We start from the raw sequence: 15,376 nt of genomic DNA on the forward strand, positions 1-15,376 counted from the left end.
GCTGTTCAAAACATCTACCAGGATATTTAGAACGACGAATCTGCATGGCGTATACATCAGGGTCCTCTCCGAGAGACCCTGATGGGACATTATGATTATACTTTCTAAAGATTTTTTACGTAGCCATATTGACTAACTAAAATTTTAGTTTAACTTTAACTATGCGCAAGTCCTTGTTGTTTTTATTGTTCCTATTGCCTATATGTAGCTTGGCCCAGGTAAAAATTACCGGGAAGGTAATTAACATGACGGATACCAAACCCGTACCCAATGCAAGTGTATTTTTAAATAACGCCCAGGTAGGCAACAAAACTGCCGACGACGGCAATTTTACGCTGAGCAACGTGAAGCCGGGTAAATATGATTTTATAATATCCATAGTGGGTTATGAAACCTATACTTACAGCCTACAGGCAGGCAGCACCAATATCGACCTGGGCACCATCAGCATTATTCCTAAAACTTTTCAACTTAATGAGGTAAAGATCAGACCCGATCCTAACCGTGAAAGGTATTACGCCATTTTCAGGCGGCAGTTTTTGGGTAGTTCTGAAAACGCCGCGCAGTGTAAAATATTAAATTCGGATGTGCTTGACTTTGATTACGATAATGTTACCAATATCCTAAAAGCCTCTTCGCATGATTTCCTCGAAATTGAGAACAAAGCTTTAGGCTACCACATCAGGTATAAAGTAACCAACTTTAACTATAATCCTGCAAAGGCTATGTTATATTACGAAGGGATCTCCACCTTCGAAGACTTGAAAGGCTCCGAAAAGCAGAAACGTAAATGGCATAAGCAACGGCAATTAGCTTATCTCGGTTCAAATATGCATTTCTACCGGGCGGCAATCAAGGATAGTCTTACAACTGAAAACTTTGTGGTGATGCGCCTAATCCGTAAGCCGAACCCCAATTATAAAGGCGGACCGAACAATAAATACCTCCAAAGCCTGGTCAATAAGCCACTGGATAGGGCCGACTTTTTTAAGCTGACAGATCAGGAAGGCCTATTTGCCATAGGCTATACAGACTGCCTGTATATCATGTATACCAAAAAAGGACAGGATCCATCAAGCAGTGTTGTTCAGGCTTTTAATATGCCTAACAACGCTACCACCATAGCTTCCTTTGAAGAGCCAAACGTTTTTTTCGACAATAACGGCATAGTTGCAAATCCGCACGCTGTTATTTATGAAGGCGACTGGGGCATAAGCCGTGTTGCCGAAATGCTACCGATTGACTATGAGGTGGTGATGGAGAAGAAGTAGATTGATTATTCTCTATAATGTCATTGCGAGCATAGCGTGGCAATCGCATACTATACAGAGCGGCTATGTCTCCGTGCGATTGCCACGCTGCGCTCGCAATGACATGGTTTTAATCGGCTCCTTTCATATGTCCTAAACAAAAAGCCCCGTTTCGAAAAATCGAAACGGGGCTTTAATATTACTTACAGTATTACAAAATTACTTCTGTTCTTCCTGTTCAGGTTTTTTGCTTTCGCCTTTCCTGTCGGTGATTTTGATTTCTTTAGTTTCCGCATCAAAATCAACTATCATGATATCACCTTCGGCTAATTCACCTTTAAGGATTTCTTCGGCAATCGGGTCTTCCAGGTATTTCTGAATGGCGCGTTTAAGCGGCCTTGCACCAAATTGCGAGTCATAACCTTTTTCGGCAATGAAATCTTTAGCCGTTTCAGTAAGCTCGATTTTGAAACCTAAGCCATTTACACGGCTAAACAGGTAAGCAAGTTCGATATCGATGATCTTGAAGATCTCGTCTTTACCTAATGAGTTAAATACGATAACATCATCAATACGGTTCAGGAACTCAGGTGCAAAAGCACGTTTCAAAGCATTCTCGATAACACCACGTGAATGTGTTTCGGCCTGCAAAGTTTTAGCGTTTGTGTTGAAACCTACACCTTGACCAAAGTCTTTCAACTGGCGGGCACCGATGTTAGATGTCATGATAATGATGGTGTTCCTGAAATCAACCTTGCGGCCTAATGAATCAGTAAGCTGACCTTCGTCCAACACCTGTAACAGGATATTGAATACATCAGGGTGAGCTTTTTCGATCTCATCCAGTAACACTACAGCATATGGTTTACGGCGTACTTTTTCAGTTAGCTGTCCGCCTTCTTCATAACCTACGTAGCCTGGAGGCGCACCCACTAAGCGGGATACTGCGAATTTCTCCATGTATTCGCTCATATCAATCTGGATCAGGGCATCTTCAGTGTCAAACATAAAGCGGGCAAGCTCTTTGGCAAGCTCGGTTTTACCAACACCTGTAGGGCCTAAGAAGATAAATGAACCAATAGGTTTTTTAGGATCTTTCAAACCTGCACGGGTACGTTGTATAGCACGGGTTAGCTTTTTGATAGCTTCATCCTGACCAATGATCTTGCTGGCAACGGTATCAGCCATGTTCAGCAATTTCTGACTGTCGGCCTGACCTACACGTTGTACAGGGATGCCGGTCATCATAGATACTACTTCGGCAACATTATCTTCAGTTACTGTGTAACGTTTTGATTTTGTTTCGGCTTCCCAAACAGCTTTTGCCTGGTCAAGCTCTACTAACAAATTCTTTTCGGTATCACGTAACTGAGCTGCTTCTTCATATTTCTGACTGCGAACAACTTTGTTTTTTTCAATCTTGATCTGCTCAATCTTTTGCTCAATATCCAATATGTTTTGAGGCACGTGGATATTGGTTAAGTGAACACGTGAACCTGCTTCGTCAAGCGCATCGATAGCCTTATCCGGTAAAAACCTGTCGGTAATGTAACGGGTGGTTAAGTTAACGCAAGCGTTTATTGCTTCAGGAGTATAAGTAACACCGTGGTGCTCTTCATATTTATCCTTAATGCGGTTCAGGATCTCGATAGTTTCAGTCGGCGTAGCCGGCTCAACCATTACTTTTTGGAAACGACGGTCCAAAGCACCATCCTTTTCAATGTACTGGCGGTATTCATCTAAAGTGGTTGCGCCAATGCATTGTATCTCTCCCCTCGCCAAAGCTGGTTTGAACATGTTTGATGCATCAAGCGAACCTGAAGCACCACCAGCACCTACAATAGTATGGATCTCGTCAATAAATAAAATTACGTCAGGTGATTTTTCCAATTCGTTCATTACCGCTTTCATACGCTCTTCAAACTGGCCGCGGTATTTAGTACCTGCAACCAATGAGGCTAAATCAAGTGTAACTACACGTTTATTGAACAATACACGTGATACTTTGCGCTGAACAATGCGTAATGCAAGGCCTTCGGCGATGGCCGATTTACCTACACCCGGTTCACCTATTAATATAGGATTGTTCTTTTTACGGCGCGATAGAATTTGCGATACCCTTTCGATCTCTTTTTCACGACCAACGATCGGGTCAAGCTTTCCATCTTCGGCGGCACGGGTTAAATCGCGGCCAAAGTTATCAAGCACGGGTGTCTTTGATTTAATGTCAGATACCTTTTTGGGCTGACTAAATGACTCTTCTTCTTTAAAGTCATCGTCACCACCTGTCGGTGATCCCGGCATTTCGTCAGTAACATCGTTTTTATGCGATTCAACTTCACCTTTAAATACTTCGTAGTTCACGTTGAACTGTACCAGTATCTGTGAGGCAATGTTGTCCTCATCGCGAAGGATAGACAGCAGCAGGTGCTCTGTACCGATCACATCGCTTTTAAATATTTTGGCTTCCAGATAAGTTATCTTCAATACCTTCTCGGCCTGTTTTGTTAACGGGATGCTGCCAATATGTACGTTTGTTCCAATAGTTCCCTTTACTGCATCCTCAACGGCGCGGCGAAGTTTTGCGGTATCAACGTTCAATCCTTTCAGCAATTTTATTGCTACACCATCCCCATCGCGGATAAGCCCCAGCAAAAGATGTTCAGTACCAATATAGTCATGCCCAAGGCGTAATGCCTCTTCCCTGCTATATTGAATAACATCCTTTACCCTCGGCGAAAATTTAGCTTCCATATATACCTTTCTTATTATTGAACGCCGTAATGTATAAATTATGTTTTTACAAATTACGACGCCTGTTTTACTTTTATCAACAATATTGCCAACATTTAAAGCTTTGCAGAAACAGACATTGTTATGATACGCAATGTATCAAAGTTTGGCATCAATCAACAGTTTTTACCCGAAAAGCCCGCAAACGACTATTTTTTTTACAATATACGAACGAAACTTACCTGTTTGATATAAATATCTTAAAAAAGTTTAAACAAATTTCAAATAATTAATAACATTTCCACCATTTAAGGCATTTCGTCATAAACATGACAATTAGGCATTAGCCTATAATTATCTTCATATAACTATATACGGCGAATGCCCGGAGATGGTTGTGCCCCTTCGCTTAAGGTTCAATTAAATTTAAATTAACATTATAACTCAAAAATCAACTTAAAATTACTACTCCTAATCATTATTCTGCTCCCTTCCTTTTCATCTATTTTAGCCATATTTGAATTTCTATTTATCGATCAATTATAATGGCAGACGAAAAGATAATTTTTTCAATGGCCGGGGTTAGCAAAGTTTATCCCCCGCAAAAAACAGTATTAAAAAACATATACCTGTCGTTTTTTTACGGCGCTAAAATTGGCGTTATCGGCTTAAATGGCTCCGGTAAATCCTCATTGCTCAAGATCATTGCAGGCATTGATAAAACCAATATAGGCGAAGTAGTATTTTCGCCGGGCTATACCGTTGGCTACCTGAGCCAGGAGCCCGAACTTGACCCTGAAAAAACAGTACGGGAAATAGTTGAGGAAGGCGTTGCTGAAACTACTGCCTTATTAAAGGAATACGAGGAGATCAACGAAAAATTTGGTTTGCCTGAATATTACGAGGATGCCGATGCCATGGAAAAACTCATGAACCGCCAGGGCGAACTACAGGACCAAATTGACGCAGTGAACGCCTGGGAGCTGGATAGCAAACTGGAACGCGCTATGGACGCCCTTCGTTGCCCGGAACCAGATACCAAAATTTCGGTATTATCAGGAGGTGAGCGCCGCCGCGTGGCATTATGTCGCTTATTATTAAAGGAGCCGGATGTTCTGTTACTCGATGAGCCTACCAACCACTTGGATGCCGAATCTATTGATTGGCTGGAGCAACATTTACAACAATATAAAGGAACAGTTATCGCAGTAACGCACGACAGGTATTTCCTTGACAATGTTGCCGGCTGGATCCTGGAGCTTGACCGTGGAGAAGGTATCCCATGGAAAGGAAATTATTCCTCATGGTTGGATCAAAAAGCCAAACGTTTGGCTCAGGAAGAAAAGAGCGAGAGCAAGCGCCAAAAAACTTTGGAACGCGAGTTGGAGTGGGTACGCATGGGGCCTAAAGGCCGCCACGCCAAATCAAAAGCCCGTTTAGGCAATTACGAAAAACTGGCATCTGAAGAAACTAAAGAACGCGAAGAAAAACTTGAGCTGTTTATTCCGCCGGGCCCGCGTTTAGGTAATGTGGTAATTGAGGCCAACGGCGTAAGCAAATCATATGGCGATAAATTATTGTTCGATAACCTGAGCTTCTCATTGCCTCCGGCTGGTATAGTTGGTATCATCGGCCCTAACGGTGCGGGTAAAACCACACTATTCCGTTTAATTACCGGGCAGGATCAACCCGACGCCGGTACCTTCCGCGTTGGTGAAACTGTAGCCCTGGGTTATGTAGACCAGATGCATGACGACCTTGACCCTAACAAATCTGTTTGGGAAAATGTAACCGGCGGTTTGGAAACCATAATGGTTGGTAACAAGCCGCTTAATTCAAGGGCTTATGTATCTAAGTTTAACTTTAACGGCGCCGATCAACAGAAAAAAGTAGGTGTACTATCAGGTGGTGAGCGTAACCGTGTACACCTTTCCATCACACTCAAAAAAGGATCGAACGTATTGCTGCTGGATGAACCCACCAACGATATCGACGTAAATACTTTACGGGCACTGGAAGAAGCATTGGAAAACTTTGGCGGCTGCGCCGTAGTGATCAGTCACGACCGCTGGTTCCTTGACCGCATCTGTACGCATATCCTGGCTTTTGAAGGCAACTCACAGGTTTACTTCTTCGAAGGGAACTATTCCGATTATGAAGAGAACAGGAAGAAACGTTTGGGTGATATAGCGCCTAAAAGGATCAAGTATAAGAAGTTGACTGTGTAAAAACTAAAACTGCCGCGGGTTTAGCGATAGCGTAGCCCGTTGCAATCAACAATAAAGCTATTAGCTTTATAATTGCTGCAGGTTACATTAACTTGCAGCAATTTTTTTATCGAACCCAATTGCCTAAACGTTGACAAGATTCAAATCGGTTTTAAAAGCCCTCGATATAACCGTTGGAAATACTTTTTTTACAATTGCCTTTTTTACCGGAATTATTCTAACCTGTTTCGAGATAGGCTTATACAGATTAACCTTTATCAATTTCTCTATTCCATTTTTTATCTGGATACTTTCAGGGCTTTTCATAACGCCTTTCCTTTTTAAAATCTTACCCAGGCACTTAGAAATTGACTCTTTGTTTAAACAGCTTGTATTTAACATACTAACCTGGGGCGGTATAATAGTCTATTTATTTATGGCGCTTAATTTTTATTGCGCCGATCCAACCCCCAAGTCGCTTTCATTAATAATAAATGATAAAGGCACATTAGCCAAAGGCCGTTCGGGGTGCGGTGAACGTTATGTTATTATCAAACATGACAATTTTGAAAAGCAAATCGTACTTCCCTGCGGTACGTCAACAGATGGATTTAAAGCCATTGATTTAACTTTACGGAAAGGTTGGTTTGGCTTTGACATTATTGAAAGTAAAACATTAGTTAAATAATAAAATGGAACAACTTGAGCGGCTATTAAACAAATACAAGTTTGAACGAAGGCCTCAACCTTTGGAACAGAGTATTTTAGAAGCTATCCCCTTTCAATTGCCCGACGATTATAAATTTTACCTGGAAAACTACGAACCGTTTGAAGGTCCCATGGGCAGCGAATACGTACAATTTTGGAAGGCCGATGAACTTTTAGAAATAAACGAAGGGTATGGCATTACTGAATATCTCCTTGATGTTTTCGGCATTGGGAGTAACGGCGGGGGCGAGTTTATAGGCATCGGGTTTCTAAGCGATGGTACTCATCGCATAATTCTCTCAGACCTTATTAGCATGGAAACGGAGTATTTTATTGAGATAGGAACTTCCTTTTTTGATATGCTTGTTCGGCTGGATAACGGCAGGGAATGGTTTGAATAAAACAATAAAGCCACCCTGTTTTGAGTGGCTTTATTATTGGTTGTTATACCAAAATCTTACTTTATTCCGTAATGATCATTCATCAACTTCTCAAACAAACCGCCCGGCAAAATCGCTTTCAGCGTAGGCACAATGGTCTGGCCAACCTGCCCTACCAAATAACGGTGTTTAGGGCTTGATGAACCTACTATCGAAACCAGCTTTTTAGCTAATGATTCAGGACTTGGTGCAATGCTCTCATCTTTTTCCATGGCGGCAACGGCAGCATTGTACTCAGTCTCCAGCTTATCGTTTTTGATAGGGAATTTCACTTTAGCGCGGTTCTGACTAAAATCAGATTTAAAGTCGCCGGGGTTAAGCAAGGTTACTTTAACACCGGTGTTGCGCAGTTCCATCCTCAAACTTTGGGAATAACCTTCAATAGCATATTTTGAGGCACTGTACATACCCTGGTATGGCAAACCGAACAGACCGGCCAATGAACTAATGTTCACGATCAGTCCTTGTCCTTTCTCAATCATTGTAGGCAATACCGTAGAACTAACACGGATCACGCCAAAAAAGTTCACTTCAAACTGCTGCTTGGCGCTTTCAACCGGCATAGCATAAGCCGGACCGGTTACACCATTACCGGCATTGTTCACCAATACATCAATTTTGCCTTCGGCTTTAATAATGGTATCAATAGCGGACTTTACCGAAGCATCGTCGGTAACATCAAGTTGAACAGGCTTAAATGATACGGATTTCATGCGGTCAAGACTGCGCGATGAGCCGTAAACCGTATGCCCTGCTGCTTGCAGCGCGTTAGCGCAGGCTAAGCCAATACCAGAAGATGCTCCTGTTACTAATATTACCTTTTTCATTTTTGTAAGGGTGAGTTGTTTTGTTTGATTGTTTATTGGTTTGCTTATGCCGTTTTTCGGCAGCGTAAAGATGTGAATTTATATCCCAGCAAAACAAGCAGATAAATTAAAAATAATGTTACCTACATAAAAAATTCATGGTAGAATGCTACATAAAAAAAAGTCATTTCGAAACGAGGAACGAGTGAGAAATCTTGTACGCCCTGTATAACCCACAAGCAAGGTCGTGTTGCATGGCGTACAAGATTTCTCTTTCGCCCCCAATACACAACCCACCCTGCTCTACCGAAATGACACTTTTTGAGTTTGCTTTTATTACCTTATGCTTCCTTTATCCCCTCTTCACCCGGCGCATGGATCTGCTGTAAGGATAGTGGGATCAGTTTTTTTGTCTTGAGATAAGTAATACCGACAATGATCATGGTCATGCTGCCACCAAACAATACCGAGGGAACTGTGCCCAGCAATTGAGCAGCCGTACCCGATTCAAAAGCACCGATCTCATTTGAGGAACCGATGAACATCTGGTTAACTGCCGAAACCCTGCCGCGCATATGATCGGGCGTTAAAAGCTGCATCAGGGTACCACGGATGATCACGCTGATGCTATCAAAAGCGCCTTCGGTAAAAATGAATAACAGCGAAAGATAAAAGTTGATTGATAAACCAAAGCATATGATCGATAAGCCGAAACCCGTTACTGCAATAAGCAGGTTACGCCATGGTTTTCCCATTGGCGAAAAACGCGTCATCACCAGCATGGTCAATACAGCCCCTAAGGATGACATAGCCCGCATGATGCCCAGTCCTTCGGCGCCGACTTTCAATATCTCGTTGGCAAAAACAGGCAGCAAAGCGACTGCACCACCAAAAAACACTGAGAATAAGTCGAGGCTCATAGCACCTATCATCATCTTATTTCCAAACACAAAATGAATCCCTTCCGAAAGGCTTTTCCAGATGCTTTCTTTAGGGACGTATTGCGCAGGATACTGTCTGAGCCTGTACACCAGCACCAGCGATACCAACAGCAAAAACAGGATACAGCTAAAAGTTGCGGTAATACCACTTAAACCCGAAATCACTTTACCAGCGTAACCATATATCAAGCCACCTGCGGCAGGCCCTAAAATAGATGCTACCTGCCAGCTGCTGCTGCTCCAGGTACTGCCGTTAGGGTATAATTCTTTCGGGATGCTATTGGCATAAATTGTAAAAGTAGCAGGGCCGTAAAAAGCCCGGGCCACACCATTACAAAATATCATAGCGTACATAATAGGTACTATCCAGCCGGTATGTATAATGCCACTCATACTGCTGAGTGTAACGGTAAACATCACCAGGGATGTAAGCAACACACCGCTAAAGATCAGCAAAAGCATTTTGCGCTTTTCTGATTTATCGGCAATATAACCGCCATATAATGCAATACCAATTGCCGGAATAGCCTCGCAAAGACCAATAAGGCCTAAGGCTATTTTACTATGGGTGATGCTGTAGATGTAAAAGCCGAGGACTACGGCCTGCATTGAATATGCAAAGGTGAAACAAAAACGCATGCCTATGTAAGATCTGAAATCTTTATAACGCAATGCTGCAAAGGAGTCTACTTTCCGGGGTTTACTATCGCCTTCTTCGGTCACTATTTATTATTTTTTAGATGTGCCGCAAAGGTAGCTATTTTTTTGAACCTTGATTAGTAGGATTAAAGGATGACCTTGAGATGAAGTCTGTCTGAACTCGAATTTGGGGGAATTATAGAATTCACAGAATATCAATCAAATTCGATAAATTCCTTAATTCGTTTAATTCGAGTTCAGACAACATCATGGTCATCTTCTAATCCTAAAAATCACGGTTCAACATCAGGGTTACAACCCGTGTTGATCAATCAGATATATAAACGCCGCCATGCCGGCTGCACCCAGTTCAAGCTCGCGTTTGTTTACGTTTTCAAAAACGTCTTTAGCGGTGTGGTGCAAGTCAAAATACCTTTGCGAATCAGGGCGAAAACCGATCAGCACTACACCCGGCAAAGTTTCTTTCATCGGCTCAATATCTGTACCTGCGCCGCCGATGGTTAACTTGTCAACATCGTAAGGTTCCAGTATTGATTTGAAGTTATCGTTTACCTTTTTGATAAAATCTTTTGATACATCCGCAAAGCTGAAACCACGTGGAGTAAAACCGCCTTCGTCAGTTTCAATGGCTGCAATATGCTGTTCTTTGTTTTGTGCAGCCAGTTCGGCATATTTGGTGCCGCCTTTATGACCGTTCTCTTCGTTCATAAAAAACACCGCACGTACCGAATTTTTAGGTTTATACCCTACCGCTTTAAAAATCCGCAGTACTTCAACAGATTGCATTACACCGGTGCCATCATCATGAGCGCCCTCGGCCAAATCCCATGAATCCAGGTGACCGCCAACTGTAATAAATTTTTTAGGGTTCTCGGAGCCGGTTATCTCGCCGATAACGTTGTATGATTTCACATCGGGCAATAGCTCACAGTTTTGCTTAAAGTAAAATTTAGCTGCAGGGAATTTCCTTAGTTTAAGCATGGTGCTTAATCTGTTGGCAGCTTTGGTTGAGATGGCCGCAGCCGGGATCATTTTACTACCCGGAGCAGCAAGTGTAGCTCCGGTATGCGGATAATCGTCAATAATTTCGGTAAGGGAACGCACTATTACACCTGCTGCACCAAGTTTAGCCGCTACAGCGGGGCCCATAAAACGCTGATCGCCGGCGTTACCATAGGCCGCTCCTGTTTCAATAAAACGAGGGTCAAACGCCCGGTTAAAGAATACTATCTTTCCTTTTACCACACTTTCGCCAAGGCCTTCAAGCTCCTTGATGCTTTTCACCTCTATAACATTGGCAGTAATACCAGTTTTTGGAGTAGCTATGCTCATACCAAGTGCAACAATTGGCACAGGGATGCGGGTTTTGCCATCAATAATAGCAGCCTCTTCTTTTGCTCCGCGTACCCAATGCGGTACCATTACCTCCTGCAAATAAACTTTATCAAAGCCGTAACCATCCATCAGTTTTTTGCTCCAGTCAACAGCCTTTTGGGCATTGGCCGAACCGCTGATACGCTGGCCTATATTTTTACACAAGTAACGCAGGTTATCGTAACACTGGCCGTTAACCAATGCCTCGTCATATATTTTGCGGATAGCTAAGGAGTCCTGTGCTTTTACTTGTGCGCACAACAACACGGCAGAAAAGAGTAATGAAAATTTCTTCATATCAATAGCAAGATCAGTTTTAACAAATGTACTATTTGAGCGCCAAAGGATGAAAGCAAGAGTGCGTATAATTGAAGAAATTGATCTCAACAGGCATAAAAAACGTCATTGCGAGGCACGAAGCAATCCCAAACCATACAGGGTTAACTTGCTTGGCAGCTCTGCCTCCCGGGGATTGCTTCGTGCCTCGCAATGACGGAAGTGAATACCTACACCTACGATATCTTATCCCAACTCAATCCCGCGTTTTTTACTTCAAAGGCGTGCTGCAATACCAGGTTTTCGGGATGAGCCAGCTGCGGGTCTTTTTCAAATATGGTTTCAACACATTTACGTACCTTGAAAAGTAACTCCTGGTCGGTTGCCAGGTTGGCCAGCTTTAAATCAACCACACCACTTTGCTGGGTACCTTCAATATTGCCGGGGCCCCGCAATTGCAGGTCGATCTCCGAAATTTCAAAACCGTTGTTGGTTTTCACCATGGTATTCAGGCGGATCTTGCCATCATGACTTAGCTTGTGGCTGCTCATCAAAATACAATAGGATTGCTCGGCCCCGCGCCCTACCCGGCCCCGTAATTGGTGCAATTGCGACAACCCGAAGCGTTCGGCATTTTCAATGATCATCACCGAGGCATTGGGCACGTTCACCCCTACTTCAATTACAGTAGTAGCTACCATGATCTGCGTTTCGTGTTTAATAAAGCGCTGCATTTCAAAATCTTTTTCGGCAGGCTTCATTTTACCATGAACAATACTAATCCTGTAATCAGGCAGCGGAAACTCCCGCGACATAGCCTCGATACCGTCCTCCAGATTTTTAAGATCAAGCTTTTCACTTTCCTGGATCAGCGGATATACTACGTAAACCTGCCTGCCTAAAGCTATCTCCCGTTTCATAAAACCGAACATCCGCAAGCGCTGATTTTCATAATAATGAACCGTTTGGATAGGTTTACGCCCGGCCGGTAACTGGTCAATTACCGAAACATCCAGGTCACCGTATAGCGTCATGGCGAGCGTACGGGGTATAGGGGTGGCCGTCATCACCAGGATATGTGGAGGGATGGCATTTTTTCGCCAAAGTTTAGCCCGCTGCTCCACACCAAAGCGGTGCTGCTCATCAATCACTACAAAGCCCAGGTTTTTAAACTGTACCTTATCCTCAATAAGTGCATGGGTGCCAACCAGTATTTTAAGCGTACCTTCTTCAAGGTTGTGATGCAATACTTTGCGCTCCTTTTGTTTGGTTGAACCTGTTAATAAAGCTACCTCGATAAAATCATCGCCTACCAGGCTTTTAATAGTTTGGTAATGCTGATTGGCCAGGATTTCCGTTGGTGCCATGATACAGGTTTGAAAACCGTTATCAATAGCTATCAGCATGCTCATCAGCGCCACTACGGTTTTACCACTGCCTACATCCCCCTGTAGCAAGCGGTTCATTTGTACGCCCCGCTGGGTATCCAGCCGTATTTCCTTCAATACACGCTTTTGCGGATCAGTAAGGGTAAAAGGCAATTTATTATGATAAAACTCATTAAAATAATGACCTACCTTATCAAACACATTCCCCTTAAACTTTTGAGTGTGCAGCAGCTTGTTTTTAAGTAATTTAAGCTGAAGAAAAAACAATTCTTCAAACTTTAAACGATATACTGCCTCATTAAGCAAAGTTGCGTCACCCGGAAAATGAATGTTGCGATAAGCATCAACACGGTTAAGCAGCTTAAACTGGTTTATAATATATAAAGGCAGGTTTTCGCGAATGTCTTTAGCATGCAGGTCAAGCAATACAGCGGTGAGCTTTTGGATCCCTTTGCTATCCAGCGAAAACTGCTTAAGCTTTTCTGTGGAATTGTAAACAGGCTGTAAGGAAAGGTTGCCCTGCTTTTGCACACCCGGCAGGTATAACTCCATTTCGGGATGTGCCATCTGGGGCATCATATTAAAAAAGCCGGGCTTACCAAACAGTATATAAACCTTGCCGGGAATGATGGTTTTCTCAATCCAGTTGATGCCCTTAAACCATACCAGTTCGATGATACCGGTATCGTCCTTAGCCTTAACAACCAGGCGGCGGCTTTGCTTTTCGCCTACAATTTCCTTGCTTACAATCCGCGCCAGCACCTGTACATAGGGCAGTTCTTCCCGTATCTCCCTGACCTTGTAAAAACGGGTACGATCAATATACCTGAATGGAAAATGGCGCAGCAGATCTTCAAAGGTGTGCAGTTCAAGCTCCTTTTTCAAAACTTCGGCCCTTGACTGGCCTACACCTTTTAAATAAACAAGCGGCGTTTGAAAAGGATTCATTATGTCTGAATCAGAATTTACAGAATTTAAGAATTAGCAGAATTGTTGTCTGAACGAGAATTTATTGAATTAAGCAATTCAATAAATTCCTTAATTCAATAAATTCGAGTTTGGACAGACGAAACCCAAAATTGAACATCCGGATCCCGAAATCAAAAATCTTACTTTACCGCTATAACCGAGATCTCTACATTCACGCCTTTAGGTAAAGCGGATACCTGGATAGTTTCGCGGGCCGGGAAATCGGCAGTAAAATACGTTCCGTAAACTTCATTAACCTGTACAAAGTTTTGCAAATCGGTTAAGAAGATACTGGTTTTTACAATGTTGTCAAACCCCAGGCCGGCTTCGGTTAAAATGGCTTTGATATTTTCCATTACTTGTGTAGCCTCAGCTTTTATATCACTGCTAATGAGTTCGCCGCTTAGCGGATCAATAGGGATCTGGCCCGATACGAATAAAAAACCACTGGCTAAAGTAGCCTGGCTATATGGCCCAATAGGGGCAGGTGCATTGTTGGTATTGATGATTGTTTTCATTTTTTGAGTATAAATACCTGTACCAGTTTCCAGATAATCCCGGCCAGGAACATAATAATAGCCAGCGCATTTATAAAATGCATCACCCGTAAGTTAAAGTTGTCGGGCCTGTTTGGGTCTTTTTTCCTGAAGAAATACATTACACAAACTTACGCAAAATTTTGCCTCTGTAAACCCACACCTATTATATATGGTATAACTATCAAATACAAAACCTTATAAAACAAAGAAGGCTCCGGGTTATCCGGAGCCTTCGCAAATAATATTTAATCAGATATTATTTCTTTTTGAATTGAACGCGACGGTTAAGTACGCGACCTTCTTCAGTTGAGTTGTCAGCAATTGGGTTAGTTTCACCGTAACCTTTTACTTTTACTTTCTTAGCATCAACACCAGAGTTAACTAAGTAAGTTTTTACTGAGTTAGCACGGTCTTTAGATAAAGATAAGTTGTGAGCAGCAGTACCTTCAGATGAAGCGAAACCGTCAACTTCAACAGCAGTACCAGCTGAACGTAAGTCAGCTGAAGTAGCATCTAACACTGGGTAAGATGAAGTACGTAATACTGAGCTGTCAAATTCAAACTGGATGTTTGAGTAAGCAGCAGCTGGTGCGGTAGCAGCTACAGTATCTTTAGGGAATACGATAACGCAACCAGAACCATCAACTACACTACCTGCAGCAGTACCTGGGCATTTGTCAAACTGATCAGCAACACCGTCACCGTCAGAATCTTTTTTCAGGTCATTAACAGCTGTTTCAACGTTAGCAACACGGCCTTTTAAAGCTTCAACTTCCTGACGCAAAGCTGCATCATACAGTTCGTCATACATCATAGCTACCGGGTTAACCCACTCTAATACTGGTTTCGATTTTGAACCTAAAGTGAATTCTAAACCAGCATAACCGTATGAGTAATGGTCTTTAGTAGGGTAAGCCCTGTTGAAACCATCAAGGTTATCACCATCAACATAGTTTTGAGTGTAACCCAAATCTAAGGCAACAGCGTCGCTTAAACGGAATTTAACACCTGCACCTACAGGGATAACCAATTCTTTTACGTAGTGGGTTCCATCAGTACCGTTGTTTTTAAAGTGAGCTGTAACG

Annotated in this window: 12 protein-coding genes; 4 read left to right on the forward strand and 8 right to left on the reverse strand. The window is 42.7% G+C overall.

The window, feature by feature from the left end:
* Window positions 1-161: 161 nt before the first annotated feature.
* Window positions 162-1,271 carry a carboxypeptidase-like regulatory domain-containing protein gene (locus tag AC1DUD_RS29855; protein ID WP_477381390.1) on the forward strand — a complete coding sequence of 370 codons (1,110 nt, stop codon included), beginning with the start codon at window positions 162-164 and terminating at the stop codon, window positions 1,269-1,271.
* A 198-nt stretch (window positions 1,272-1,469) separates the two neighbouring features.
* Here the strand turns inward: AC1DUD_RS29855 and AC1DUD_RS29860 are convergent, their stop codons facing one another.
* A complete protein-coding gene (locus AC1DUD_RS29860) occupies window positions 1,470-4,004 on the reverse strand; it encodes an ATP-dependent Clp protease ATP-binding subunit (protein ID WP_477381392.1) in 2,535 nt (844 codons plus the stop codon).
* Window positions 4,005-4,528: 524 nt separating this feature from the next.
* Here AC1DUD_RS29860 and ettA point away from each other — a divergent pair.
* The 3 genes from ettA (at window position 4,529) to AC1DUD_RS29875 (ending at window position 7,299) form a co-directional block, all read left to right on the forward strand.
* Window positions 4,529-6,211: an energy-dependent translational throttle protein EttA gene (gene ettA, locus AC1DUD_RS29865; protein ID WP_477381394.1), complete on the forward strand. Its 1,683-nt coding sequence runs from the start codon at window positions 4,529-4,531 to the stop codon at window positions 6,209-6,211.
* Between the two features lie 130 nt (window positions 6,212-6,341).
* Complete coding sequence (locus AC1DUD_RS29870) at window positions 6,342-6,878, forward strand: hypothetical protein (RefSeq protein ID WP_477381396.1); 537 nt, start codon at window positions 6,342-6,344, stop codon at window positions 6,876-6,878.
* A gap of 4 nt (window positions 6,879-6,882) precedes the next feature.
* Window positions 6,883-7,299: an SMI1/KNR4 family protein gene (locus tag AC1DUD_RS29875; protein WP_477381398.1), complete on the forward strand. Its 417-nt coding sequence runs from the start codon at window positions 6,883-6,885 to the stop codon at window positions 7,297-7,299.
* A gap of 56 nt (window positions 7,300-7,355) precedes the next feature.
* Here AC1DUD_RS29875 and AC1DUD_RS29880 read toward each other — a convergent pair whose 3' ends face one another.
* The 7 genes from AC1DUD_RS29880 to AC1DUD_RS29910 form a co-directional block, all read right to left on the reverse strand.
* Complete coding sequence (locus tag AC1DUD_RS29880; protein WP_477381400.1) at window positions 7,356-8,165, reverse strand: SDR family oxidoreductase; 810 nt, start codon at window positions 8,163-8,165, stop codon at window positions 7,356-7,358.
* Window positions 8,166-8,485: 320 nt separating this feature from the next.
* Entirely contained in the window at window positions 8,486-9,808 is a 1,323-nt protein-coding gene (locus AC1DUD_RS29885) for an MFS transporter (RefSeq protein ID WP_477381402.1), read from the reverse strand.
* A gap of 228 nt (window positions 9,809-10,036) precedes the next feature.
* On the reverse strand, window positions 10,037-11,416 hold the full coding sequence (locus AC1DUD_RS29890; RefSeq protein ID WP_477381404.1) for a M20/M25/M40 family metallo-hydrolase: 1,380 nt from the start codon (window positions 11,414-11,416) through the stop codon (window positions 10,037-10,039).
* Between the two features lie 215 nt (window positions 11,417-11,631).
* Window positions 11,632-13,731 carry an ATP-dependent DNA helicase RecG gene (gene recG / locus AC1DUD_RS29895; RefSeq protein WP_477381406.1) on the reverse strand — a complete coding sequence of 700 codons (2,100 nt, stop codon included), beginning with the start codon at window positions 13,729-13,731 and terminating at the stop codon, window positions 11,632-11,634.
* Window positions 13,732-13,892: 161 nt separating this feature from the next.
* Window positions 13,893-14,270, reverse strand: coding sequence for a RidA family protein (locus AC1DUD_RS29900; protein ID WP_477381408.1), 378 nt, complete (start codon window positions 14,268-14,270; stop codon window positions 13,893-13,895).
* Window positions 14,267-14,410, reverse strand: coding sequence for a DUF6728 family protein (locus tag AC1DUD_RS29905; protein ID WP_162997005.1), 144 nt, complete (start codon window positions 14,408-14,410; stop codon window positions 14,267-14,269). Before AC1DUD_RS29905 ends, AC1DUD_RS29900 begins: the two co-directional genes overlap by 4 nt.
* 137 nt (window positions 14,411-14,547) lie before the next feature.
* On the reverse strand, window positions 14,548-15,376 hold an 829-nt coding region (locus tag AC1DUD_RS29910; protein WP_477381411.1), incomplete at its 5' end, for an OmpA family protein.

The organism is Mucilaginibacter sp. P4_A11 (genome assembly GCF_056402535.1).

Bases quoted from the DNA above. Each gene is read 5' to 3' on its own strand.
- ettA (WP_477381394.1), top strand. From the start codon at position 4,529: ATGGCAGACGAAAAGATAATTTTTTCAATGGCCGGGGTTAGCAAAGTT.
- AC1DUD_RS29875 (WP_477381398.1), top strand. From the start codon at position 6,883: ATGGAACAACTTGAGCGGCTATTAAACAAATACAAGTTTGAACGAAGG.
- AC1DUD_RS29905 (WP_162997005.1), bottom strand. From the start codon at position 14,410: ATGTATTTCTTCAGGAAAAAAGACCCAAACAGGCCCGACAACTTTAAC.
- AC1DUD_RS29880 (WP_477381400.1), bottom strand. From the start codon at position 8,165: ATGAAAAAGGTAATATTAGTAACAGGAGCATCTTCTGGTATTGGCTTA.
- AC1DUD_RS29890 (WP_477381404.1), bottom strand. From the start codon at position 11,416: ATGAAGAAATTTTCATTACTCTTTTCTGCCGTGTTGTTGTGCGCACAA.
- recG (WP_477381406.1), bottom strand. From the start codon at position 13,731: ATGAATCCTTTTCAAACGCCGCTTGTTTATTTAAAAGGTGTAGGCCAG.
- AC1DUD_RS29855 (WP_477381390.1), top strand. From the start codon at position 162: ATGCGCAAGTCCTTGTTGTTTTTATTGTTCCTATTGCCTATATGTAGC.
- AC1DUD_RS29900 (WP_477381408.1), bottom strand. From the start codon at position 14,270: ATGAAAACAATCATCAATACCAACAATGCACCTGCCCCTATTGGGCCA.
- AC1DUD_RS29860 (WP_477381392.1), bottom strand. From the start codon at position 4,004: ATGGAAGCTAAATTTTCGCCGAGGGTAAAGGATGTTATTCAATATAGC.